Origin of the sequence: Streptomyces sp. NPDC002698 (assembly GCF_042888945.1) — a bacterium.
Lineage (GTDB): Bacteria > Actinomycetota > Actinomycetes > Streptomycetales > Streptomycetaceae > Streptomyces.
This window is the reverse complement of record NZ_JBIAQM010000012.1, coordinates 159,267-181,780: the sequence shown is the minus strand read 5'-3', so window position 1 is coordinate 181,780 and position 22,514 is coordinate 159,267. Positions and strand designations below refer to the sequence as shown.

Here is a 22,514-nt window from a genome sequence, read left to right as displayed (position 1 = left end):
TCGCGGTCAGCTCGCCAGCGCCTCCTCGGCCTGGCCGACGCGCGGCTCCGTGACCCGTACCGGCGTGACATCGCGGTGCGCCGGGTCCCGTACCTCGCCGACGAGCAGTTCCAGTACGTCCTCCAGCGCCACGAGGCCGAGTACCTTCCCGGAGGCGTCGGCGACCTGGGCCAGATGGGTGGCGGCACGGCGCATCACGGTGAGGGCGTCGTCCAGGGGGAGTTCGGAGCGCAGGGTGGCCATCGGCCGCCACACCTGCTGCGGGACCGCACGCTCCGACCCCTCCAGGTCGAGGACGTCCTTCACATGGACGTAGCAGCCCATGGAGGCGCCGTTCTCCGCGCGCACCGGGAACCGGGAGTACCCGGTGCGCGCGGTGAGCGCGACGATCTGGCCCGGGGTGACCGAAGGGTCCACGGTGACCAGCGAGGCGCTGTCGAGCAGGACGTCGGTGACCGGACGGGAGCCGAGTTCCAGGGCGTCCTCGAGGCGCTCCTGTTCCTCGGGGTCGAGGAGTCCCGCCTGTCCGGAGTCCTCGACGAGCCGGTTGAGCTGCTCGCTCGTGAAGACCGCTTCGACCTCGTCCTTGGGCTCGACCCGGAACAGCCTGAGGATCAGCTGGGCGCAGGCGCCGAGGCCCACCGTGACCGGGCGGCACACCCGTGCGAAGGCGACCAGTCCGGGGCTGAGCCACAGGGCCGTCTTCTCGGGCGCGGCCATCGCCAGGTTCTTCGGGACCATCTCGCCGATGACGAGGTGGAAGAACACGACGAGGGCGAGCGCGATCACGTAGCCGAGGGGGTGGATCACCCCGTCCGGCAGGTGGACCGCCTCGAACAGCGGCTCCAGCAGATGGGCGACCGTGGGCTCGGCGACCGCGCCGAGCGTCAGCGAGCAGACGGTGATGCCGAACTGCGCCGCCGCCATCATCTGCGGAAGGCGCTCCAGGCCGTACAGGACCTGCCGGGAGCGGGCGGTGCCCAGCGGCTCGATCTGGCTGCGCCGTACGGACACGAGCGCGAACTCGGCGCCGACGAAGAAGCCGTTGGCGAGCACCAGCAGGCCCGCGAACAGCAGTTGGAGCATGGTCATCGGACGGCCTCCGGGGCGAGCGCGGTGCGCACGAGGCGGACGCGTTCGGCACGATAGTGCCCGACCTGTCGCACGACGAGGCGCCAGCCCGGGAGCTCGGCCTTGTCACCGGGGGCCGGGATCCTGCCGAGCAGGTCGGCGACGAGGCCCGCCACGGTCTCGTACGGTCCCTCGGGCACGTCGAGGCCTATGCGCTGCAGGATGTCGACCCGGCAGCTGCCGTCGGCATCCCAGGCGGGCCTGCCGTCCTCGGGGGGCGCGGCCGCGAGCTCGGGCGGCTCGCCCTGCTCGTCGTCGTGCTCGTCGCGGACCTCGCCGACGAGTTCCTCGACGATGTCCTCCAGGGTGACCACGCCGGCCGTGCCGCCGTACTCGTCGACGACGACGGCGATCGGCTGTTCACTGCGCAGCCGCTCCAGGAGGGGCTGCACGGGCAGGCTCTCCGGGACGAGCAGGGGGACCTGGGCGATCCGGCCCACGGGTGTGCGCAGCCGGTCGCGCGAGGGGATCGCCAGGGCGTCCTTGAGGTGCACCATGCCGACGATCTCGTCGATCCGCTCCCGGTAGACCGGGAAGCGGGAGAGGCCGGTGGCACGGGTGAGGTTGACCACGTCCTCGGCGGTGGCCGACGACTGGAGGGCGCTGACCCTCACCCGCGGCGTCATGACGTGCTGCGCGGTGAGGTCGGCCAGGGACATCGTGCGGACGAAGAGGTCCGCGGTGTCCTGCTCCAGGGCTCCCGCGCGGGCGGAGTGGCGGGCGAGGGAGACGAGTTCGCCCGGGGTGCGGGCGGAGGCCAGCTCCTCGGTGGGTTCCACGCCCAGGGCGCGGACGAGCCGGTTGGCGACCGTGTTCAGCGCGGCGATCACCGGCCGGAAGAGGCTGGAGAAGACGTGCTGCGGGCCGGCGACGAAGCGGGCCACCTGGAGCGGCTTGGACACCGCCCAGTTCTTGGGCACGAGTTCCCCGACCACCATCTGCACGGCGGAGGCCAGCAGCATGCCGACCACCACGGCGACGCCGGGCACGGCGCCCTCGGGCAGCCCGATCGCCGTGAACGGGCCGTGCAGGAGCTCGGCGAGCGCCGGTTCGGCGAGCATGCCGACGACGAGCGAGGTGATGGTGATGCCGAGCTGGGTGCCGGAGAGCTGGAAGGACAGCTCCTTGAGCGACTCGACGACCGTGCCGGCTCGTCTGTCGCCGTCGGCCGCGGCCTTCTCGGCGTCGGGGCGCTCGACGGTGACGAGGCCGAACTCCGCGGCCACGAAGAAGCCGTTGGCGAGAATCAGCAGGAACGCCGCGCCAAGGAGCAACAGGGGGATGGTCATGCCGCCGCCTCGCTATGTCGGAAGGGGGCGGCGCAGGTACTACAGGACGATCCGTCCATCGCTGGAGGGAATCACTCCTCGGGTAGCAGGGTGCCTCTGAGGGCGGGAGCACATCGGAGGCGGAGGCGCGATGAAAAACGCCTCCGCCGACAGATTAATCAAGACATGGGCTCTCAGGGCAGGGTGGAGGGCCGAGAGTCAGCCCTGATGTTCGTCACGGTGCCCGTCGGGCTCCTGGATTCCACGGGCGGAAGCCAGGGCGCGCAGGGCGCGGGCGTCCTCGATGGCGCGCTGCCGGGCGATGCCCGGCTGGATGCCGAGCGCCGGGAGACTGGTGCCGTCACTGAGGTCGAGGAACACCCAGGGGTCGCCGGGACGCAGGTTGACCTGGACGATCTCCGCCCAGTCCAGGTGCCGGCGGCTCGCGATGTTGACGACCGTGACACCGCTCTCGTCGGCGACGACCTTGGGCCGCGAGAGCAGCAGGAGCACTCCGAAGAGCAGCGCCGCGGTGAAGACGAAGCTGAGCCGCTCCCCCGGGCCGAGTTGCTCCAGAAGCATGGCGACCGTGGTGATGACCACAAGGATCGACGCGCCCGCGGTGAGCAGCACCGCCCGGGTACGGGAGGGGCGGAAGGTTATGGGAAGGGTGGGAAGGTCCGACATGTGCGTTGGTCCCGTCAGAGCCGGCAGGCGTGGATGGCCGTGGTCAGGATGGCCCGCGCGCCGAGCTCGTACAGGTCGTCCATGATCCGCTGGGCCTCCTTGGAGGGGACCATGGCGCGGACCGCGACCCAGCCCTCGTTGTGCAGCGGCGAGATGGTCGGCGACTCCAGGCCGGGAGTGAGCGCGACGGCCTTCTCCAGGTGCTCGGCGCGGCAGTCGTAGTCCATCATCACGTAGGTCCGCGCGACCAGCACGCCCTGGAGGCGGCGCAGGAACTGCTGGACCTTGGGCTCGGCGTCCTCGGTGGGGCCGGCCCCGACACGGCGGACGACCACGGCCTCGGACTTCATGATCGGCTCACCGAAGATCTCCAGGCCCGCGTTGCGCAGCGAGGTGCCCGTCTCGACGACGTCCGCGATGACCTCGGCGACACCGAGTTCGATGGCGGTCTCGACGGCGCCGTCGAGGTGCACGACGGAGGCGTCGACGCCGTGGTCGGCGAGGTGCCCCGCGACGATGCCCTCGTAGGAGGTGGCGATCGTCATGCCGTTCAGGTCCGCGATGCCCTTCGCGGTTCCCGGCTTGGAGGCGAAGCGGAAGGTGGAGCGGGCGAAGCCGAGCGGGAGGATCTCCTCGGCGTTGGCTCCGGAGTCGACCAGCAGGTCGCGGCCGGTGATGCCGATGTCGAGACGGCCGGAGGAGACGTAGATCGCGATGTCGCGGGGCCGGAGGTAGAAGAACTCGACCTCGTTGTTCGGGTCGACGATCCGCAGTTCCTTGGACTCCCGGCGCTGCTGGTAGCCGGCCTCATGCAGCATGTCCGCCGCAGGTCCTGAGAGGGAACCCTTGTTCGGGACGGCGATGCGCAGCATGAGGTCGGCTTCCTTCGCTGGAGATGTGTTCGGGTGGGTGGGAACGGACGGGCGTGCTCGGTGGGGGCGCTGCTGGGTTCGCCCCTACAGATGCGCGTACACGTCGTCGAGGGAGATCCCGCGCGCGACCATCATCACCTGGACGTGGTAGAGCAACTGCGAGATCTCCTCGGCGGCGGCTTCCTTGCCCTCGTACTCGGCGGCCATCCAGACCTCCGCGGCCTCTTCGACGACCTTCTTGCCGATGGCATGAACACCCTTGCCGACGAGTTCGGCGGTGCGCGAAGTGGCGGGATCGCCCGTGGCGGCCTTGTGCTGGAGCTCGGTGAAGAGCTCCTCGAACGTCTTCTTGGACATGGTGGTCCTCACCCTACGCGCTCGGTGCCGTACCTCAGTGCCAGGGTTCAGATACTGAGCGGAGGGTGGCCGCGGTCGCGACGGCGGCCGTCACCGCCTCGTGGCCCTTGTCCTCGTTGGAGCCCTCGATGCCGGCACGGTCCAGGGCCTGCTCCTCGGTGTCACAGGTCAGCACACCGAAGCCGATGGGGACGCCGGTGTCGATGGAGACCTGGGTGAGGCCCTGGGTGACGCCCTGGCACACATACTCGAAGTGGGGGGTTCCGCCGCGGATGACGACGCCGAGCGCCACGATCGCGTCGTAGCCGCGGCCCGCGAGGACCTTGGCCGCGACCGGCAGTTCGAAGCTGCCGGGAACCCGCAACAGGGTCGGCTCGTCGATTCCCAGCTCGCGCAGGGCGCGCAGCGCGCCGTCGACGAGACCGTCCATCACCTTGTCGTGCCACTGTGCCGCGATGACCGCGACCCGCAGGTCGCCGCAGTTGCGTACGGACAGTTCAGGTGCACCCTTGCCGCTCACGTCTCTCCTTCAGTCCCGCTGTGCCGTGTTGCCGATAGTGCTGTGTCGCCGGTGCTGCGCCGCACCGGTCGTGCTGTCGTGCCGGTTGTGCTGTCGTGCCGGTGGTGCCGTGTCCCGCAGTGGTGCCGGGTGTACGGGGTCACTGGCTCCCGCAGGCCGACACGGTGGTCGCGTCGAGCCAGGGCAGGTCGTGCCCCATCCGGTCCCGCTTGGTCCGCAGGTAGCCGAGGTTGTGCTCGCCCGCCTGGACGGGCATGGGCTCCCGGCCGGTGACGCGCAGTCCGTAGCGGACGAGCGCGTCGGTCTTGTCGGGGTTGTTGGTCATCAGGCGCAGGCTGCGGACGCCGAGGTCCTGAAGGATCCGCGCGCTCGCGCCGTAGTCCCGGGCGTCGGCGGGCAGGCCGAGTTCCAGGTTGGCGTCGAGGGTGTCCCGGCCGCGCTCCTGGAGCTCGTACGCGCGGAGCTTGGACAGCAGCCCGATGCCGCGCCCCTCGTGGCCGCGGAGGTAGACCACGATGCCCCGGCCCTCGGTCTGGATGCGCTCCATGGACGTCTGCAGCTGGGGACCGCAGTCGCAGCGGTGCGAGTGGAAGACGTCGCCGGTGAGGCACTCGGAGTGGACCCGGACCAGGACGTCCTCGCCCTCGCCGATCTCGCCGTGGACGAGGGCGACGTGCTCGACGCCGTCGGCGGTGGAGCGGTAGCCGTACGCGGTGAACTCGCCGAAGGCGGTGGGGAGACGGACCTCGGCCTCGCGCCGGACGGTGGGTGCGGCGGGGGCCGCGCCGGTCTCGTCCGCCAGGGTGCGTTCCGCGGTGCGGCGGTAGGCGATCAAGTCCTCGATGGAGATGATCGTCAGGCCGTGCTTGCGGGCGAAGGGGATCAGTTCGGGCAGCCGGAGCATCCGGCCGTCCTCGCCGGCGATCTCGACGATCGCTCCGGCCGGGCGAAGTCCCGCCAGCCGGGCCAGGTCGACGGCGGCCTCGGTGTGTCCGTTGCGGGCCAGCACGCCTCCGGGCCGGGCACGCAGCGGGAAGACGTGGCCGGGGCGCACGAAGTCGTCGGCCCCCGAGACGCCGTCCGCGAGGAGCCGCAGGGTGGCGGCGCGGTCGGCCGCAGAGATGCCGGTGGTCACCCCGTGGGCGGCGGACGCGTCCACCGACACCGTGAACGCGGTCTTCATCGACTCGGTGTTGTCGTCGACCATCTGGGGCAGGCGCAACCGGTCGAGTTCGTCGCCCTCCATGGGCGCGCAGATCAGTCCGCGGCACTCGCTCATCATGAAGGCGACGATCTCGGGGGTCGCCATCTCGGCGGCGACGACGAGGTCCCCCTCGTTCTCCCGGTCCTCGTCGTCGACGACCACGATGGGACGGCCGGCCGCGATGTCGGCGATGGCCTGCTCGACGGGGTCGAGTGCGAAGTCCGAGGCATCCTGATCGTGCCCGGTGCTGTACCAAACCGGCGCCGTTGTCATGCCGGGGCTCCTTCCATGACGGGCTGCCCGGCCTCACGGGAGCGCAGCCACCAGTCGCGCATGCCCCACAGGACGAGCGCGCCGTACAGGACGTAGACGAAACCGGAGAAGGCGTAGCCGTTGGCGAAGTTGAGCGGGACGCCCACCACGTCGACGAGCAGCCAGGCGAACCAGAACTCGACCATGCCGCGGGCCTGCGCGTACATGGCGACGATCGTGCCGACGAAGATGTACGCGTCGGGCCAGGGGTCCCAGGACAGCGTCGGGTACGCGTGGAACAGGCCGCTGACGGCGAGGGTGCCCACGAGGGCGGCGCCCGCCATGTACGCGCGTTCGCGCCAGGTGGCGAACCGTACGGAGACGCGCCCGTCCTCGCCCTCACCGCGGTTCCACCGCCACCAGCCCCACAGGGCGACGACGATGACCACGACCTGCTTGCCGGCGCTGCCGGTGAGGTGGCCGAAGAAGGCGGCGAAGAGGACGACTCCGGAGAGGAGCTGGACGGGCCAGCTCCACACGGAGCGCCGCCAGCCGAGCGCGAGGGCGATCAGACCGATCACGTTGCCGATCATGTCCGACCACATGATGTGCTGGTCGAGGAGGACGAAGGCCTCGGAGTTCAGCCAGTTCACTGCCCGGCCCCCTGGACGCCGGGCAGACCGGCGGACTGCCCGGCGCGTGCGCCCAGCAGCCGCTCGACGTACTTGGCGATCACGTCGACCTCGAGGTTGACCGGGTCGCCGGGCTGCTTGTGGCCCAGTGTGGTCAGGTCGAGGGTGGTGGGAATGAGGCTCACGGTGAAGAAGTCGGGGCCGGCGTCGACCACGGTCAGGCTGATGCCGTCGACGGTGATGGAACCCTTCTCGACCACGTAGCGCGAAAGGTCGGCGGGCAGCGAGATCTTGACGATCTCCCAGTTCTCGGACGGCTTGCGCTCGATGACCGCGCCGGTGCCGTCGACGTGTCCCTGCACGATGTGGCCGCCGAGGCGCTCGCCCACGGCCATCGGCCGTTCCAGGTTGACGCGGGAGCCGACGGTGAGGGCCCCGAGGCTGGAGCGGTTCAGGGTCTCGGCCATGACGTCGGCGGTGAACTCGTCGCCCTCGTGCTCGACGACGGTGAGACAGACTCCGTTGACGGCGATGGAGTCGCCGTGCTGCGCGCCCTGCGTGACGACGGGGCCACGCAGCCGGAAACGCGAGGCGTCGTCGAGAATCTCGACGGCGGTGACCTCACCCAGCTCTTCGACGATTCCGGTGAACACTTCCCGGGTCCTCCTGCCTCATGGGGCACGGACTCCGGGGCTGTCGATGACGACACAATGAGCGGACCGCGGCACACCGGGAGCGACGCCGAAAGGACACCCGCCCCGCAGGACGAGCAGCAACAAACGGCAGCACGCACGAAATGCCCGCCCGCCGCGCACTGCCTCCCATCCGGACTTTAACCGTCGGTCCAGGAATTCCACCTGGTCAACCGGCCGCTGGAAGCGACCGGGTCGCGGACTATAACCGCCGGTTCGGAATTACACCGACCCCGGAGTGCGCTGCTTCTGGTACATGGCCAGTGTGCCACGCCCGATCGTCGGCCACGGGGCCGTACCTCTGTGGGGTGGCTCACAGCCGGTCCCCATGGACTTCCACGGAACGGTTCCGCCGTCAACTTCCTTGGCTCCGGGCGGCCTTGCGACACGGCCCGGGTCCACCGACTGGTCCATACCTATTGACGCTCTGGTCTAGTCCTCTTAGTGTCCTCGATCAAGACTGCGTGATCATTCATTGCCGGTCCCCCCACGATCGACCCGGCGGCGGTGACGAAGGCCCTTGCCCCGCCGCCGGGTCTCCAGCCGGCCTTTCGCCGGGCCTGCCGGAACGCCGGAGCGCCGGAACGCCGGAACGAGCCGAGCCCACCGGGACCGTGCCGGAGCGACCGGACCCACCGCGACGACGGCGGAGCGAACCGGCCCACCGGGACCACGGCGGCGCAACCGGGACTACCGCGACGACGGCGGGGCGAACAGCTCGTCCTGGGCGCCGTCGCGTGCGGTCAGCAGGGCGCCGCGCAGTACCGCGCCCCCGCCCAGCGGGCTCGCGCGCACCTCGGTCGGCAGCGGCGAGATACGGGCGAGCCGTCGCGCGACCCGAGCGGCGAGCGCCGCGCCGCCCGCCTGGCCGACCTCGCCGCCCAGGACCACGCACCCGGGGTCCAGCACGGCGCTGACGGAGGCCGCCCCGATGGCCAGGCGGTCGGCGAGGGCGTCGAGGAAGCCGTCGGCGGCGGGCGAGCCCGCGGTCGCCAGCGCCTGCCGCACCAGCGCCGCGGCGTGCGGTTCGTAGCCCTCGGGCCGCGCCGGGACACCGTGCTCCGCCGCCAGCTCCGCGATCGCCGCGGACCCGACCAGCGAGTGGAAGCCGCCCCCGCAGTCGGTCGCCGAGGGGAGACTCGTGGTGCCCGGCACCGGAAGGAACCCGATCTCCCCGGTACCCCCGGAGGCGCCGCGGCGCAGGGCGCCGTCGAGGACGACGGCGGCGCCGGTGCCGTGGCCGATCCACAGCAGGACGAACGTGTCGCGGTCGCGGGCGACTCCTTCGCGCTGTTCGGCGAGGGCCGCGAGGTTGGTCTCGTTCTCGACGAGGACGCGGGCCTCGGGAAGCCGTTCCTGAAGGGCCGCGACCAGCCGCCGGTGCCACGCGGGCAGGCCGGTGGAGTTGCGGAGTTCGCCGCTGGCGGGGTCGATCAGGCCGGGCGCCCCGATGCCGACGGTGTGCAGCCTGCCCCACCCCGGGACGAGTTCGCGCGGGGGCGACGCCCCGAGGGAGCCGGCCTCCTTCGCCGCCCGCTCGACCAGCGCGACCGCCCGCTCCACCGCCGGCCCGGTCCCGGTGCCCTCGCCGATGGGCGCCGAGTCCTCGGCCAGGACCCGGCCGACCAGATCGGAGACGACGACCGAGACTCCCTCCGTACGGACGTCCAGCGCGGCCAGATGCGCGCGGTCCGCGACGATCCCGTAGACCCGGGCGTTCGGTCCGCGCCGCTGCTCCCCCGATTCCCCGACGACGGTGACGAGACCGGAGGCGGTGAGGCGTTCGACGAGGTCGGCGACGGTCGGCCGGGACAGGCCGGTGAGCTGCTTCAGCCGCGTGGCCGTCAAAGGGCCTTCCTGCTGCAACAGCCGCAGGGCGAGCCGGTCGTTGATGGCCCGTGCGGTGCTCGGGGATGCGGGCATGGCGGGAATCCTCCCAGACCGGCGAGGCCGCCGGGCGACCGGGCGGCGAGCGGTCATCTATTTATCAGGCAGGGTTCCTGATAGTTTACGGCGGCACACCGTGGAACCATCACTTGGGGAGGGGCCCGAGCATGAGTGAAGTCGTCTACGACCAGCGCGAGGTCAGGCGCGCCCGGTACGCCGTGGCGGCCGTGTTCGCCGTGCACGGAGCCGTCACCGGGTCCTTCGCGACCCGGGTGCCGTGGATCCAGGACCACGCGTCGGTCAGCGCGGGGCAGCTCGGTTTCGCGCTCGCCTTCACCGCGCTCGGCGCGTCCTGCTCGATGCCGCTGGCCGGCCGCATCACCCACCGCTTCGGCAGCCGTACGGCGCTGCGCGGGCTCATGGCCCTGTGGACGCTGGCCCTGATCCTGCCGTCCCTGGCGCCGAGCCTGCCGGCCCTGTGCCTCGCGATGTTCGTCTACGGCGCCACGGCGGGGATGGCGGACGTCGCCATGAACGCGCTGGGTGTCGAGGTCGAGAACCGCCTCGACAAGTCGATCATGTCCGGGCTGCACGGCATGTGGAGCGGCGGCGCGCTGATCGGCGCGGCGGCCGGCACGCTCGCCGCGCACCTGGGCGCCGACGCGCGCCTGCACCACGCCCTGGCCGCGGGGGCCCTCACCCTCCTCGGCCTGATCGCCTGCCGCTGGGTGCTCGATCTCCAGCCCACCGAGGACGAGGAGCCGCCGCCGCGGTTCGCGCTGCCGCCCCGGTCGGCGCTGCTCATCGGCGCGGTCGGCTTCTGCGCGGTCTTCGCGGAGGGCGCGAGCCTGGACTGGTCGGCGGTCTATCTGCGCGACCGGCTGGACAGCTCGGCCGGTCTCGCCGCGGCCTCGACCACCGGTTTCATGCTGACCATGGCGGTGGCCCGGCTGGCCGGCGACTCGGTGGTGAACCGTTTCGGCGCCGTGCGGACCGTGCGGGCGGGCGGCGTGCTGGCCGTGCTCGGCGGACTGCTGATCGTCGTCGCGGAGCATCCGGCGGTGGCGATGAGCGGCTTCGCGCTGCTCGGGCTCGGTATCGCGGTGGTCGTCCCGCTCTGCTTCGCGGCGGCCGGGCGCAGCGGCCCCAACCCCAGTCAGGCCATCGCCGGCGTCGCGACCATCACGTACACCTCGGGGCTCATCGCGCCGAGTCTGATCGGGTCGGTGGCGCAGGCGACGAACCTGATGGTGTCGTTCGGTCTGGTCACGCTGCTGGCGTTCGGGCTCACCGCGCTCGCGGGTGTGCTGCGGGCGGGAGACCGCGTCGCGTCGAAGGTCAGTCCCCCGAGCGCAGCAGTTCCCGGCCCACGGCCCTGAACCGGTCGCTCCACGGCGTCGGGCGCAGGGTCCCGGCGTCGAGCCGCACGAGCACCCGGGTTCCGTGCGCGTAGGTGACCGCGCCGTCGAGGGAGCAGAAGCGGAAGCCGTACGTCAGTCCGGTGTTGCCGAGCCTTTCCAGCCAGAGGTGGACGGCGTACGCGCCGGGGCGGCTGACCGGGGCCTCGTAGGTGATCCGCAGTTCCTTGACCGCGTTGCACGAGTCGCCCGCCGCCTCCCAGTCGCCCTCGAAGCCGAAGCCGCGCTCGTTCCACAGCGCGGTCCAGGCGCGTTCGACCATGACCGGGTAGCGGGCGTTGTGCAGCAGTCCGAGCGCGTCGAGGTCGTCGAAGTGGACGGTGACGGGCAGGAGGCGTCCGTACGGGAGGGCGGGGGCGGCGGGGGCTTCGGCGGTCACGGGCGGGGCTCCTGGGGCGTACTGCGGCACGTGGACTGGGCGGGCCTGGCTGAAACGACGCTCCCCATCCTAAGCAAACGCTCAGGAACCCCGTCCGGGCGGGATCAGCCCGCGATGGAGTCGAGCTGCTCGGCGGCCGGCCGCAGCTCCCACAGATCACCGCCGGGCGGCGCCTCGAGCCCCGGCACGGCGGCCCGCGCGGCCCGGTCCCCCGCGTCGGCCGCGGCGTGCACCACATCGCTCGCCGCGAAGCGGTGGAACTCCAGCTCGGGGTGGCTCCACGGCTCGGCTCCGGTCGCCGCGGGCAGCAGGTAGCCGACCGCCTTGAACAGGCTCTGGCCGTCCGGTCCCCGGTACGCCCACAGGTCCACGCCGACCTTCCGGCCGACGGCGGCGAGCCGGGTGTACGCCACCAGGTCGAAGGTCGAGTAGTGCCAGCTGCGGGTGCGGGCGAGTTCCTGGGGCTGACTGCCGTCGGCGGCGATCTGCGGGTCGATGCGCAGGCCGCGCGCGGCGAGCACGGTCCGCCGGGCGAGGTCCTTGTCGCCGGTCGCGTACGCGAGGGCGGCGAGCTGCATGTCGTAGAAGGTGCCGTGGTTGTTCCGCGCGGCGCCCTCCTCCTTGCCGAAGGCGCTGCCCGTCAGCCAGTCGCGGTAGCCGGTGTTCCAGGCGAGCATCGCGGTCCGGTCGCGCCGGGACCAGCCGGGGGCTCCGGTGTCGAGGAGGGCGATCGCGTCGAGGACGCTCGTGTAGGACTGCGAGAAGTCGATGACGCCGATGGCCCGGCCGTCGTACTTGCAGGGGATGAACTGGCCGTGGTCCAGGTTCGGGTTCATCCTCGTCGCCGGGTCCAGGAACCAGGTGCGCAGGACCTGGGCGGCCTTCTCGGCGTACCGCTTCCTGCCGGTGTAGTACCAGGCGAGCGCGAGGTCGTACGTCGAGTCGAAGACCTTCTCGACGTCCTGGCGGTCGGTGCCGGTGTCCACCTCGGGATTGCGCTGCCCGTCCCGCTGGACGTAGGGGCATCCCCAGGGGTTGTCGGCGGTGGCCGGCTGCGAGGGCCACCAGTAGGGAGCCTGGCTGAGGTAGTCGTGAACATCGCCGCCGGGCGCGGGTCTCGGCTTGTCGACGACCGTCCAGGGGCCCTGGTCCAGCCAGTTGTCGGCGCGGGCCGTCAACCGGCGCAGGGCGAGGGCGAGTCGGCGGTCGCCCTTCTCCACCCGGGCGCGGGTGCGCCGCAGTCGGTCACCGTCCAGGACCACGGTCTCCGGCGGTTCGGACGCGCGTGGGCCGGACGCCGCGGGGAAGGCCGGGGACGCGGCGCGAGCGGACACCTCCGGTGCGGGCGGGGACGTCGTGCGGGCGGACGCCGAAGGGACGAGGAGGGACGCGAGGGTGACCGTGGCCACCGCGATCGTCAGGCCCAGTCCGGATCGTGTACTCACAGAACACTCCGATCATACATATGAACGATGTTCATGAGATGGACCGGTTGAGCGTAGGGCTGCAGGTGGGACGTGACAATGGTCCGGACACATTCACGTACAGAGAAAGCGAACCCGCACCATGGACCTAGGCGTGCGCTGGACACTGCACGGCGACGGGCGGACTCCCGCCCCCGGAGCGGTCGTCCGCCCCGATGAACGCCTCTCCTGGCCCCGGACCTTCGGGCTCGGCGCCCAGCACGTGGTGGCGATGTTCGGAGCGTCTTTCGTTGCTCCGGCTATGCATCACTGACACGCCAAGCGCGTCGACCTGGTGTTTTACGCCACAAGAGGGACGGATGGGAAAAATTCCCCCGTACTTTGGAAGGTGTGAGCACCATGGTCCCTGCACCCGCGCCAATCCGGCTCCGGCCCTCGCCCGAGGCCGACGTCCCGGACACGTTCAAACGCAGGAAGCGCGGCGTCATCTACGTCCGCGTATCCATCGCCCGGCCCGACATGATCAGCCCCGAGCTTCAGGTGACTCACGGGATGAAGTTGGCGGAAGCCAACAATATTGACGTGATCCTCGAACCGATCATGGATCTCGGCGAATCTGGTCGAGCCTTCGAGGACCGCAAGATCGAAGAGATCAAGCAGCTGGCCCGCGACAAGGAGTTCGATGTCCTGATCCTCTGGATCTGGTCTCGTTTCGGCCGAAATCTGCGGGAATCTCTCCAACACCTCGACGACCTCATGGCCTACGGCATCGAGGTCCGAGCTGCCCGCGAAGACTTCGACGGCAAGACGACCATCGGCCGCTTCGCCATAGCCCAGATGCTCAACATCGCCGAACTGGAGTCCAACCAGAAGTCGGACCAGTGGAAGGACGCGATCGAGCGCCGCAAGACCAACGGCCTCCCGCACGGCTCCGCCGGTCGAGGAAAATTCGGCTACTACCGGTGCAACACCTGCCCGCCCCCTGAGCGCGGCAAGCCCATGGACAAGTGCCCCAAGTGCAAGGACGGCATCCTCAAGCTGGACGAGCGTCAACGCTCCTATCGTGACGTGTACCGCAGGCTCTACGAGGGATACGCACTCAAAGGCCAGTCCGTACGGAGCATGGTCCTGTGGCTGCGTGCGCAGAAGATCGTGAACTGGACCGGCAGAGAGATCGACGCAGGGGACCTCTACTCGATCCTTGACTCCGGATTCGCGCTCGGGTTCGTCCGGTACACCCTGCCCGAGGAAAAACACAAGGTCATCACCCGCGACGACGGCACCACGAGGACCGTGCGGAAGTCCGCGCACCGCGACATCACCGCATACCTGTACTACAAGGGCAAGCACGAAGCGATCTACGAGGACGAGACGGAGTGCGAGAAGGTCTGGGACGCGTATGTCGACCGCCGCCTCAGCGGCAAGGACAACGACGACAAGAACCACGACCACTCAGCGAAATACTCGGTATCGGGGTCCATGACGTGTTCGGGATGCGGCGAAAAGATGCACTCGATGCTGAGGGCCAAGAAGGTTCAACGCCCGTGGATCAATGGCGAACCTGACCCCTACGACGTGCTGTTCCGCTGCACCCGGCACATGAAGTTCAAGGACTGCCCTGGTAACGGCGTGTACGTGACGCTGAAGGTCGCCCAGGAGTCCGTCAAGAGCTGGATCGGGGCCCAGGCCGCGGCCGACCCGGAGGGGGCCCTAAGCGTCCCTGCCCGCGCCGCCCAGGCGCAGGCCGCCCTCACGGGCGACAACGGGTACGACGACGACCTGATCCGGCTCCGCGCCATCGACCACGACCTTGAGAAGATCCGCGCCAAGGAAGACACCCTCACAGACGCAGTACTCGAAGAGCTGATCAGCAACGACGCTGCTCGCCGAAAGAGGGCCAAGTACGACACGAAAAAGAGCGCCCTCCAACTGGAGAGCGCCCTAATCAAGAAGCGAATAGCTGACAAGCCTCGGATCATCGCCCGGCCCGACGCCTCCGCGTTCAGCTCGGTCATCGAGCTGTGGGACGTGGCGGACCAGGCCGACCGGCGACAGATGGTGCGCACGCTGGTACGGGAGATCCGTGTGAATCGGGGCCGCGACCCCGAGACGAAGTGCGACATCTGGCCTCTGTGGGAGGCCCCGCCCGAGAAGCCGGGCCTGCGGCCGGCCTCCTAGTCCTTCTGCTTCAGCTTGTCGGCGTACTTCACGGCAAGCTCGGCGACTGTCCGCCAGAAGGCATCCATGCAGTCTTCACGAGTGTGGACAGTGGTGTTGGACAAGTAAGGTCCTTGAAGTGCACGAAGGCCCCCTCTAAGGCCAGAGGGGGCCTTCTCGTTGAATCCTTCAGACTTTCCAGCGACCGATGTTGTGGCCCTCTCCGAGCCACACGACGTGAGAGAGGCCGTCCCCGCGGATTAGCTCCCGGCAGTCGCCGCAGGGCTCGAAAGTGACGTAGAGAGTGGACCCGACGAGATCTACAGGGCAGGCCCACATGAGGGCGTTGTGCTCTGCGTGGTACTCCACGCATCCCTCGTAGCTCGTACCTGATGGCACGTCGCTAAGGCACCGCGGGCACTCGCCCGCGAGGCAGCTCGGGCCTCCCGGATCACTGCCGTTGTACCCCGTAGAGGCGACACGCATCTCAGGGGTGACCAGGACGGCCCCGACCTTCTTACGGACACAGTCGCCCCGCTCTTTTGCGGCCTCCGCGATGCCGAGGAAGTAGCAGTCCCAGCAAGGACGGCCCTCCCCCAGCAGCTCGCAGTCGTGGAGTTCCTGACAACTCACTCAGGCCGCTCCCACGCCAGCTCCTCGACCCTCACGAAGCTGCCTACCTTGTAGATCTCAAGACGGCTCGCCTGTCGGCCCTTCCAACCGGACTGGATCTTCTTCGCGTGGCGAAGGTCGTCCGCGGTGCGGGACTCGGAGTAAGCGCCCCAGAGTCCGACGACTATGTACTGAGGCAGCTTCACTCGTCCTCGCCCTCCTCTTCCAGGTTGGAGTCAATGAGCAAAGCAGCGACCGTGTCAGCCAGCATCTCCGCTTTCCAGAAGTCGGAAGCCATCTCCTTTGCGAGGATGTAGGGGACACCGGACGCGAGGGCCACGGTGAGCACGTTCCCGGCGCAGACCGCGATGCCGGCCGCGTACTCTCCTCGATTCGCCAGATTGGTCAGTGCCATCTCACTTTCGAGCGCCGAGAGAATCTCATCTGCCTCGTTGTGCTTGTCAGTCATTCGAACCTCTCAGCGTTTTGGTCTTCAGCACAGGGAGGGCACAACCATGCTTCTGTGCCGTCCCAGTCGTAGAGCAGGGTGTTATCGGTGTTCTGGCAGGCTTCGCAGTCCTCGCCGCCTTCTATGTCCTCGTACAAGGGCTCATGCCACGACGTAGGCAATGGGGAGTGTGACGTAGTCGCCTGTCCTGTCGTCCCAGGAGCGGACGGAGTACTTTTCCACTCGCACGACAGCCTCATCGAACCCCTCGGAGTAAATGGGGGCGACTACCGGCATGTCTCCGAACTCCTTGAGCGTCCGCTCTGCGTCCGCTATCAACTCGCTCAGTTTCAAGGGCTCTCCTGACTGCTCAAGCCGTGCGAAGAGCACGAACTCTGATGCGCCCGTCCCACTCAGGATTTCGGTCGATCATCATTCGCGCGTAATGCGCACGGAAGTTGTTGTTTATCTTGAACTCGTCGCGACTCTGAGTCTTGACGGACCGGTCCCACCGGAGAACCTCACAGAGGAATCCGATTCCGACGACGCCCTTACCGGATTCGAACCACTCCCCCGCTAGCCGCTCTAGGTCGGCCACGATGTGAGGGTTTTCCGCGTGGAAGGAACGGAATCGACTTTCGATAGTCACACCTAGCCTCCTAGTGCTTGCTGTCTTCGAGCTCCATTACCGATCCCCAGGACCGGTCTCCGATCTCCCCGTCCGCGGGGATGAGGACTTCCCGGATGGTGAAGGCCATGATCCGAGCCGCTTCGCGAGTCAGCTCTTCTGCCTGATCCTTCGGGAAGGAAAAGATCAGCTCGTCGTGAATTGGGAGACGCATGAAGGGGGTGTATCCGGCCCTGTGGAGATTCAGGATCGCTCGGGCCGTGATGTCCCGAGACCCGCTCTGAATGTAATAATTGAGGGCCGAGTAGGCGCGGCTGCGGTCCACCGGAAGCCAGCGACCCGTAACGGTGTAGATGCCGCCCTGGCGCTTGGCTTGAGCCGAAAGCCTCTTAGCCAACTTGTCCACCCACGTATAAGTCTCGTTGAAAGACTTGATTACGTGCTTGGCCACTTCCTCTGATACTCCACCCTGCTCGGTCAAGGCTTTCCAACCTCCGCCGAACACGATCAAGAACCCGGCCATCTTGCCGACCTTGCGAGTGACGCCGGCCGCGTCCGCGGTGATCTGGTGCAGGTCTTTCCCGTTGAGGAATGCTTCGACCATGACCGGATCTTGCGACATCGCCGCGAGGAACCGAAGTTCCATGTTGGCGAAGTCGATAGCGACGGACACATGCCCCTCTTCTGCGAGGAACATATGACGGACGTAGCCAGTCCCCGAGGGGAATGTCTGGGCCGGCACAGCACCCGTGATGGACATGCGGGCCGTCCGTGCCTGCAATGAATTAATTGACGCCCGGACGCGACCTTGGGAGTCCCGACCGTTCAGGGCATTCTCGAACCAGGTAGCCCGCCACTTGGCGGCCTTGGTCGCCTTCTTGACGGCTTCCGCTAGCGGGTGGTCGATGGCGTCGAGCACTTCGGCGTCCATCGCCGGATTGCCCTTAGGAGTCTTCTTCGTCAGCTTGAACCCGAAGCCCGTGAAAGCGTCAATGAGCTGCTGGTTCGAGTTGACGTTCTCGACGCCCCACCTGCGGGCTTCCTCGACCCACTTCGCCTCTTCGGCCGCCAGCTCGGCCACGCGGGACGAGGCGTACTCCTCGTCCACGAGGTACCCGGTGCGTTCCATCAGGCCGGTGACGTGGTTCAGTCGGTGTTCCCAACTGAACAGGCCCTTGGCCTTGGTCCTAGCCCTCACCAGAGGCCAGGTCACATGAAAGAGCCTGTAGGCGAGAATCGGGTCCATTCCTGCGTAGAGCAGAAATTCCTCATCGAACAACTCGACTATGGGCCAGATCTCGGACTTCTTGCACTTGTACCTGCGGGCAATCGCGGTCATGGAGCCCTTGACCTCTGTTGCCACATCCCGATCGATGTAGTGGGCCGTCAGCTCTTCCAACTTCAAGCCAGGCCCGCCTTCCTTGACCTGGCGGGGGTCGACGAGGTGGGCCGTTATCTTCGTACAGATGACCTTGGGCGCGATGTCTTCAAGGGGAATACCCAAGCCGACCTCAGTCACGTGCTGGTCGAAGATGGCGTTGTGGGCGATGAGCCGTTCAGCTCGAACAATGGCGAAGACGGCGGCCTGGCGGAAAGGCTCACCCAGCTCGACGGGCAGCACCCATGATTCAAATCCGTTGCCGAACTGAGCGAGCCGCATACGGAATCCGCGGTCGGCATCCCACCAATTCAGCCCCGTTGTCTCTGTGTCGAAACCGAGGACGGGGTTACTGGCGAGCCAGGCCCGGAATGCAGGGAGATCAGCTTCGGTCTCAACTACGTTGATCCGCACTTCTTGTCGCTTGATCTTGTAGTGCAGGACCTTCACTTGATCTCCTTGTTAAGCGGGTACAGCCTCGAACGTGACGCTCTGGACGTCGTCCAGATACACGTCTGGGAATGCGAGGAACGGGTTTTCCCTCTCATCGAACTCGGCGGCATCCGCCACCGTCCGACAATCGGGGTAGTTGTCGAGATCCGGCGCGTACTCCATGACGACCGTGACGCGGACCTTTTCTGCCATTAGCGGAGCCCTTCGAGGTAGCGAGCGAAGAAGTAGACGAACAGGAAGCCGACCACGAATGCGATCGGGTACTGAAGGATTTCGAGCATCATGTCGCCTTGCAGACGTGGTCTCGGGATGCCTGGATGAGGTCCACAAGTCGGACTTCGTTACCCGCACAGCAGTCGCATCCGCCTGCCGCGAACGCTTCTCCGCAGAGCAGGCAACTGATCTCGACTCCGCCGTTTTCCCAACCGTAGACCTGAACGTTGTGGGGGTTAGTCACTCGCCTCGGGCAATCGCCGAAAGAAGAAGGATGATGTACATCGTGACCATGCCTTCAACGAAGTAGATGACAGCCATGAGGCTCCTATCGGTTCATGACGCAGCGGCCGGGGATTTCGTCGGCCCGTGCGAAGGAATAGAGGCCACAGGGGGCCGCGAACCAGGCCCACTGTCCGAGGACCAGGACGACGACGAGAACAGCAGTGGCGAGGATCTTCACGGGGCCACCCGCCCGTGACGCTCGAAGGCCTCATAGGTGGCCGGCATCAGCTCTGCGAAGTCCGCTTCCATCTTCTCGGCAACCATCTCGATCTCCCGCTGAGGGAATGAAGAGAAGGCCGAGTTCGGGCGAGTGGTCCGCAGGCTCAGGAAGTGCATGAGGCTGCGTGCATTGCACGTCGCATAGAAGCTGGTGTACGTGCCTACAGGGAGGACCGCGCGGGCGACCTCGCGAGCAATACCGGCTTCCAACATGTTCCGGTACTGAAGGTGCGCCTCGCGGTAAGCGACCTGGAAAGAGCCCATGAGGGCTCCGCGGTGCTGGAAGGTCCCCTGCTCGAAGGAGTAGGCGCCGGGCTTTCCGGTCTGAATGAGCTTCCGGTGCTTGTCGGGAACGTAGAAGCTGGGCTCCAGTTCCTTATAGCGCGCACTCTCCTCGTTGTAACTCCACCCAGCCCTGTGACGGAAGAACTCGCGGGCAACGAAGATGGGGGCTTCGATGTAGAAGGTCATCGAGTTGTGCTCGAACGGGGAGCCGTGCCGGTCGCGCATCAGGAAGTTGATCAGACCTTCGACGGGCCGGCCGTCTTCCTTGGCACCCTCTCCCAGCGTGGAGACGCGAGCTGCCTTGGCGACGTCCTGGTCCAGGCCGACGTGATAGGCCAGCTCGACAGTCATGTCAGACCGGAATTCCATGTTGCTCCCATGCAAAAGGGGAGCCAGGCCGTTACCCGGCTCCCCATCAACGTGCGGTGTTACTACTTGTTGGCCTTGAACGTGCCGGACTTCTTGTCCTGCCACAGCGGCTCGCACTTGTCGCCGTCCGGGCCGTCGCAGAAGAGGGCCGTCCAGGTCGGCTTCTTCACCAGGCTGCGGCCGTGAGGGCAGTCATCGCCGACCGTCTTAGGGGCTGCGTCGCCGCCGCCCTGGCGCTCGACCTTGCCGCCGCTGAAACGCTTCGGAGCACTGCCGCCGCCCGGATTGGCGCCGCTTCCCTTGTACTGGCCTCGGGTGTATTCCGCCGCCTTCGCCGTGAGGTCGATCAGACCCTCGGACTTCATCGCGGCCAGCAGCTCGGCGCCGCGCCGGGCGGTGTCCTCGGCGGAATGGCCGTAGACCGCGGGGGTGAGCCATTCAGCGTCAAAACCGTTTCCGGCCTTGAGTGTGAATCCGATTTTGAAGGGGGCAGGTCCGTCAGGGGCAGCAGTGGTCAAGGGCTTCGTCTCCTCGGTAGGGGGGATGTTGCTTTCGGCGTTCGGCTCTTCGTCCCAGGGGGACGTTTCGGCGAACGGATCGGGGTAACTCACTTGGTTTCTCCCTCTGCTTTCAGAATGCAATGAACGGCCCCCGAACTCAACTTTCAGGGCATGTGACAACGTTCACTCGTCAGATTGGGCAGGCTCCCGACGCACAAATCTCGTCGAAGCCGGTCTCCTCGGACTCGATGCCGAGGCCGGCCGCCAGCTCCTCGTACTGCTCGCGGGTGAGCCGCTCGTACGGGGCCTGCTCCCGAGACAGCTCCGGGAAGATCGTGCTTCCCTTCAGGTACGGCATGAACTCCAGCAGGACGTCTGCCACGTCGTCCACGGTGTACTTCTCGGGGTCGACGGAGGCCGTGTAACTCACGGCCTGGTCGGCCCAGTGCTTCTGGTAGAGCGCCTGGACGCCCAGCATGTCTTCCAGGGACAGCATCCCCGCGTGCTCGATCACCGACTTGTCCATGACCTCGCCGACCAGCGGGTCCTTGGTCGGGATCTCTACCACCATCGTGTTGGCCGCGTAGATGCACGGCTCAACGTGGTACCCGGCCGCCTTGTACTCCTCGACCTGGCGGACCTCCTCAGGCTCCACCATGCTGAAGCGGATGCGGCGAAGGAAAAAGTCAGCGAAGGGCGCGTGGATACCCTCGCCGCTAACCCCGGCAACCTTGGAGATCGTTCCCGTCGGCGCGATCACCCGCTTCTTGATGGGCACGGGGATACGCATGATGTTCGCGTACTCGACCGCGGCCTCGTCCACCTCGTCGGCCAGCAGCGACAGCGTCTGCTGAATCTGCCGACTGCCCGCAGCCTCCGAGTACTTGAGGCCGTTCTTCGCCAGGAAGTCAGCGAAGCCGGTGTGCCCGACGCCGATACGTCGGTACCGGGCGATGGCTACCGCCGACTTCGGATCGGCAACGTCCGCGCAGGTGGCCCGGATCAGGTACCGCGTCACCAGTCGGTGAGCTTCGAGGAGCCCCTCACTGTCGACGTCCCCATACTCGTCCACGAAAGCGGACAAGTTGACCGAACCTAGATTACATGGCTCATTTGGGGTCAAAAGAGCTTCGCCACACGGGTTGGTCGTGAACACGCCATCGACCTCACCAACGGCGCTCAACGAGGAGTTCCAGAAGCCGGGTTCGCCATTCTGGACCGCACCTTGAGCGAGGGTGCGGAGCACCAGCTCGGCCCCGATGTGGCCGCTGTCGGCGGCCTCGATGAACGCGTCATCGATCTCGATCGAAAGGTTCGTAGTCCAGTGCCGGGACTGGTCAACCTTGGCGGTCATGAACTCGCCGATCTGCGGATCGTCCCACCGCATGATGCTCATCCGCGCGCTTCTACGGACACCGCCACTGACTATGCAGCGCGCAATCTCGTGGTCTATCGCCATGGCATCCATGCCGGACAGGCGAGATCCCATGTAGCGAACGAGTCCACACGGGTCGGTGTCGTCCACGTCGACCTTGTCCGCGAGGATCTTGCCGATCTCGATCATCATCTCCGCAAACGGAGCTGGACCGGAGGCCGTGCCCCCAAACGAACGCAGCGGAGCGCCCTTGTGGCGGACTCGCGAGACGTCATACACGCGGTCCCGGTGGACCGTCTTCGAGTCGTGAGCCGTACTGATCAGATCCCCGAGAGCGTCAGCCCAGCCCTCACGGCTGTCCTCGACGCCGTAGGCGCCCGCCCATGTGTAGGCGTACTCCGTGGTGATGAGCCCGGCCTCCACCATGTCCAGGTAATCAGGGTGGTCCGGGTCACAGACAACGTGGACCTTCACCGGCGAGACGACGGCCGGGAAGTCGGCCAGGTAGTGATTGCTGAAGTTGCTGCCGACACCGCCGCCTTCGGCGAGGCGCAAGAGCACGAATGTGAAGTGCTCGGCAGGGTCCTCGGGGTTCCAGCCTGCCGCCCAGCAGTTGTTCAGAGCGAAGTTGTTGACGCCACTACTCTTGAGGTGCCGGCCTGCGGGCATGACCTTGAAGTCCTCGATCAGCTCGACCAGGCGCTCGCGCTCGCCGTCCTCGATGTAGCGAGGCTCGACCAGGGCCAGGTTCCCGTCAACGACGCGGCGTACGGTCTCGGGCCAGGTCTCCAGCTCACCGTCTGGTCGCGTGCGTCGGTAGGTGCGCTCGTAAACGGTCTTTGCGGTGGGCGTCTTCCAGTTGGTCAGGG

General features: G+C 67.5%; 24 protein-coding genes, 1 pseudogene and 1 riboswitch. Of the genes and pseudogenes, 3 read left to right on the top strand and 22 right to left on the bottom strand.

The annotated features are described in order from the left end of the window. Nucleotides 1–6: 6 nt before the first annotated feature. The 10 genes from ACFYW9_RS19550 to ACFYW9_RS19505 form a co-directional block, all read right to left on the bottom strand. Nucleotides 7–1,092, bottom strand: coding sequence for a hemolysin family protein (locus ACFYW9_RS19550; protein WP_389151589.1), 1,086 nt, complete (start codon nt 1,090–1,092; stop codon nt 7–9). Then, nucleotides 1,089–2,420: a hemolysin family protein gene (locus tag ACFYW9_RS19545; RefSeq protein WP_351862562.1), complete on the bottom strand. Its 1,332-nt coding sequence runs from the start codon at nt 2,418–2,420 to the stop codon at nt 1,089–1,091. Before ACFYW9_RS19545 ends, ACFYW9_RS19550 begins: the two co-directional genes overlap by 4 nt. 198 nt (nt 2,421–2,618) lie before the next feature. Next, the gene (locus ACFYW9_RS19540; protein ID WP_351862561.1) at nt 2,619–3,086 is read right to left on the bottom strand and encodes a PH domain-containing protein; all 468 of its coding nucleotides are present in this window, start codon (nt 3,084–3,086) and stop codon (nt 2,619–2,621) included. Between the two features lie 14 nt (nt 3,087–3,100). Continuing rightward, nucleotides 3,101–3,958: an ATP phosphoribosyltransferase gene (hisG, locus tag ACFYW9_RS19535; protein ID WP_351862560.1), complete on the bottom strand. Its 858-nt coding sequence runs from the start codon at nt 3,956–3,958 to the stop codon at nt 3,101–3,103. A gap of 84 nt (nt 3,959–4,042) precedes the next feature. Then, complete coding sequence (locus tag ACFYW9_RS19530; RefSeq protein ID WP_026249121.1) at nt 4,043–4,315, bottom strand: phosphoribosyl-ATP diphosphatase; 273 nt, start codon at nt 4,313–4,315, stop codon at nt 4,043–4,045. A 34-nt stretch (nt 4,316–4,349) separates the two neighbouring features. Further along, nucleotides 4,350–4,835 carry a 6,7-dimethyl-8-ribityllumazine synthase gene (gene ribH, locus ACFYW9_RS19525; RefSeq protein WP_151468514.1) on the bottom strand — a complete coding sequence of 162 codons (486 nt, stop codon included), beginning with the start codon at nt 4,833–4,835 and terminating at the stop codon, nt 4,350–4,352. Nucleotides 4,836–4,974: 139 nt separating this feature from the next. Beyond that, nucleotides 4,975–6,312, bottom strand: a complete 1,338-nt coding sequence (locus ACFYW9_RS19520) for a bifunctional 3,4-dihydroxy-2-butanone-4-phosphate synthase/GTP cyclohydrolase II (protein ID WP_389151581.1) — start codon at nt 6,310–6,312, stop codon at nt 4,975–4,977. Further along, nucleotides 6,309–6,944, bottom strand: coding sequence for a nicotinamide riboside transporter PnuC (locus tag ACFYW9_RS19515; RefSeq protein WP_389151578.1), 636 nt, complete (start codon nt 6,942–6,944; stop codon nt 6,309–6,311). The genes ACFYW9_RS19520 and ACFYW9_RS19515 overlap by 4 nt, the downstream gene beginning before the upstream one ends. Further along, nucleotides 6,941–7,576: a riboflavin synthase gene (locus tag ACFYW9_RS19510; protein WP_351862557.1), complete on the bottom strand. Its 636-nt coding sequence runs from the start codon at nt 7,574–7,576 to the stop codon at nt 6,941–6,943. Before ACFYW9_RS19510 ends, ACFYW9_RS19515 begins: the two co-directional genes overlap by 4 nt. Before the next feature lie 154 nt (nt 7,577–7,730). After that, nucleotides 7,731–7,861, bottom strand: a riboswitch (FMN riboswitch). 444 nt (nt 7,862–8,305) lie between these two features. After that, nucleotides 8,306–9,538, bottom strand: a complete 1,233-nt coding sequence (locus ACFYW9_RS19505; protein ID WP_389151574.1) for an ROK family transcriptional regulator — start codon at nt 9,536–9,538, stop codon at nt 8,306–8,308. A gap of 131 nt (nt 9,539–9,669) precedes the next feature. On the opposite strand from ACFYW9_RS19505, the gene ACFYW9_RS19500 reads away from it, so the two are divergent. Next, nucleotides 9,670–10,881, top strand: coding sequence for an MFS transporter (locus tag ACFYW9_RS19500; RefSeq protein WP_389151571.1), 1,212 nt, complete (start codon nt 9,670–9,672; stop codon nt 10,879–10,881). Here ACFYW9_RS19500 and ACFYW9_RS19495 read toward each other — a convergent pair. Both ACFYW9_RS19495 and ACFYW9_RS19490 read right to left on the bottom strand, forming a co-directional pair. After that, nucleotides 10,841–11,299, bottom strand: a complete 459-nt coding sequence (locus tag ACFYW9_RS19495) for a hotdog domain-containing protein (protein ID WP_326788961.1) — start codon at nt 11,297–11,299, stop codon at nt 10,841–10,843. The two genes, ACFYW9_RS19500 and ACFYW9_RS19495, sit on opposite strands and share 41 nt — an antisense overlap. A 104-nt stretch (nt 11,300–11,403) precedes the next feature. Next, nucleotides 11,404–12,744, bottom strand: coding sequence for an alginate lyase family protein (locus tag ACFYW9_RS19490; RefSeq protein WP_389151568.1), 1,341 nt, complete (start codon nt 12,742–12,744; stop codon nt 11,404–11,406). Nucleotides 12,745–12,865: 121 nt separating this feature from the next. Between ACFYW9_RS19490 and ACFYW9_RS19485 the strand changes: the two are divergent. Continuing rightward, nucleotides 12,866–13,027 (top strand): annotated as a pseudogene (locus tag ACFYW9_RS19485) (nitrate reductase); the annotation flags it as partial. Between the two features lie 95 nt (nt 13,028–13,122). Then, a complete protein-coding gene (locus tag ACFYW9_RS19480; protein WP_389151719.1) occupies nt 13,123–14,901 on the top strand; it encodes a recombinase family protein in 1,779 nt (592 codons plus the stop codon). A gap of 168 nt (nt 14,902–15,069) precedes the next feature. Here the strand turns inward: ACFYW9_RS19480 and ACFYW9_RS19475 are convergent, their stop codons facing one another. From ACFYW9_RS19475 to nrdJ, 10 genes are all read right to left on the bottom strand, one after another. After that, nucleotides 15,070–15,513 (bottom strand): deoxycytidylate deaminase, encoded by a 444-nt coding sequence (locus ACFYW9_RS19475; protein WP_389151565.1) that lies wholly within the window; start codon nt 15,511–15,513, stop codon nt 15,070–15,072. After that, entirely contained in the window at nt 15,510–15,698 is a 189-nt protein-coding gene (locus tag ACFYW9_RS19470; protein ID WP_389151562.1) for a hypothetical protein, read from the bottom strand. Before ACFYW9_RS19470 ends, ACFYW9_RS19475 begins: the two co-directional genes overlap by 4 nt. Then, nucleotides 15,695–15,961, bottom strand: a complete 267-nt coding sequence (locus ACFYW9_RS19465; protein ID WP_389151559.1) for a hypothetical protein — start codon at nt 15,959–15,961, stop codon at nt 15,695–15,697. Before ACFYW9_RS19465 ends, ACFYW9_RS19470 begins: the two co-directional genes overlap by 4 nt. Nucleotides 15,962–16,102: 141 nt before the next feature. Continuing rightward, nucleotides 16,103–16,294, bottom strand: coding sequence for a hypothetical protein (locus tag ACFYW9_RS19460; RefSeq protein ID WP_389151556.1), 192 nt, complete (start codon nt 16,292–16,294; stop codon nt 16,103–16,105). A 305-nt stretch (nt 16,295–16,599) separates the two neighbouring features. Then, nucleotides 16,600–18,396 carry a DNA polymerase gene (locus ACFYW9_RS19455; protein WP_389151553.1) on the bottom strand — a complete coding sequence of 599 codons (1,797 nt, stop codon included), beginning with the start codon at nt 18,394–18,396 and terminating at the stop codon, nt 16,600–16,602. A 12-nt stretch (nt 18,397–18,408) separates the two neighbouring features. Next, entirely contained in the window at nt 18,409–18,591 is a 183-nt protein-coding gene (locus ACFYW9_RS19450) for a hypothetical protein (protein ID WP_389151550.1), read from the bottom strand. Nucleotides 18,592–18,940: 349 nt separating this feature from the next. Then, nucleotides 18,941–19,075 carry a hypothetical protein gene (locus tag ACFYW9_RS19445; RefSeq protein WP_389151548.1) on the bottom strand — a complete coding sequence of 45 codons (135 nt, stop codon included), beginning with the start codon at nt 19,073–19,075 and terminating at the stop codon, nt 18,941–18,943. Next, entirely contained in the window at nt 19,072–19,770 is a 699-nt protein-coding gene (gene thyX / locus ACFYW9_RS19440) for an FAD-dependent thymidylate synthase (protein WP_389151545.1), read from the bottom strand. Before thyX ends, ACFYW9_RS19445 begins: the two co-directional genes overlap by 4 nt. Before the next feature lie 62 nt (nt 19,771–19,832). Then, the gene (locus ACFYW9_RS19435) at nt 19,833–20,381 is read right to left on the bottom strand and encodes a hypothetical protein (RefSeq protein ID WP_389151542.1); all 549 of its coding nucleotides are present in this window, start codon (nt 20,379–20,381) and stop codon (nt 19,833–19,835) included. A gap of 79 nt (nt 20,382–20,460) precedes the next feature. After that, complete coding sequence (nrdJ, locus tag ACFYW9_RS19430; protein WP_389151716.1) at nt 20,461–22,512, bottom strand: ribonucleoside-triphosphate reductase, adenosylcobalamin-dependent; 2,052 nt, start codon at nt 22,510–22,512, stop codon at nt 20,461–20,463. Between the last annotated feature and the right edge of the window lie 2 nt (nt 22,513–22,514).

Bases quoted from the DNA above. Each gene is read 5' to 3' on its own strand.
- hisG (WP_351862560.1), bottom strand. From the start codon at position 3,958: ATGCTGCGCATCGCCGTCCCGAACAAGGGTTCCCTCTCAGGACCTGCG.
- ACFYW9_RS19530 (WP_026249121.1), bottom strand. From the start codon at position 4,315: ATGTCCAAGAAGACGTTCGAGGAGCTCTTCACCGAGCTCCAGCACAAG.
- ACFYW9_RS19505 (WP_389151574.1), bottom strand. From the start codon at position 9,538: ATGCCCGCATCCCCGAGCACCGCACGGGCCATCAACGACCGGCTCGCC.
- ACFYW9_RS19520 (WP_389151581.1), bottom strand. From the start codon at position 6,312: ATGACAACGGCGCCGGTTTGGTACAGCACCGGGCACGATCAGGATGCC.
- ACFYW9_RS19480 (WP_389151719.1), top strand. From the start codon at position 13,123: ATGGTCCCTGCACCCGCGCCAATCCGGCTCCGGCCCTCGCCCGAGGCC.
- ACFYW9_RS19450 (WP_389151550.1), bottom strand. From the start codon at position 18,591: ATGGCAGAAAAGGTCCGCGTCACGGTCGTCATGGAGTACGCGCCGGAT.
- thyX (WP_389151545.1), bottom strand. From the start codon at position 19,770: ATGGAATTCCGGTCTGACATGACTGTCGAGCTGGCCTATCACGTCGGC.
- ACFYW9_RS19540 (WP_351862561.1), bottom strand. From the start codon at position 3,086: ATGTCGGACCTTCCCACCCTTCCCATAACCTTCCGCCCCTCCCGTACC.
- ACFYW9_RS19550 (WP_389151589.1), bottom strand. From the start codon at position 1,092: ATGACCATGCTCCAACTGCTGTTCGCGGGCCTGCTGGTGCTCGCCAAC.
- ACFYW9_RS19500 (WP_389151571.1), top strand. From the start codon at position 9,670: ATGAGTGAAGTCGTCTACGACCAGCGCGAGGTCAGGCGCGCCCGGTAC.
- ACFYW9_RS19465 (WP_389151559.1), bottom strand. From the start codon at position 15,961: ATGACTGACAAGCACAACGAGGCAGATGAGATTCTCTCGGCGCTCGAA.
- ACFYW9_RS19545 (WP_351862562.1), bottom strand. From the start codon at position 2,420: ATGACCATCCCCCTGTTGCTCCTTGGCGCGGCGTTCCTGCTGATTCTC.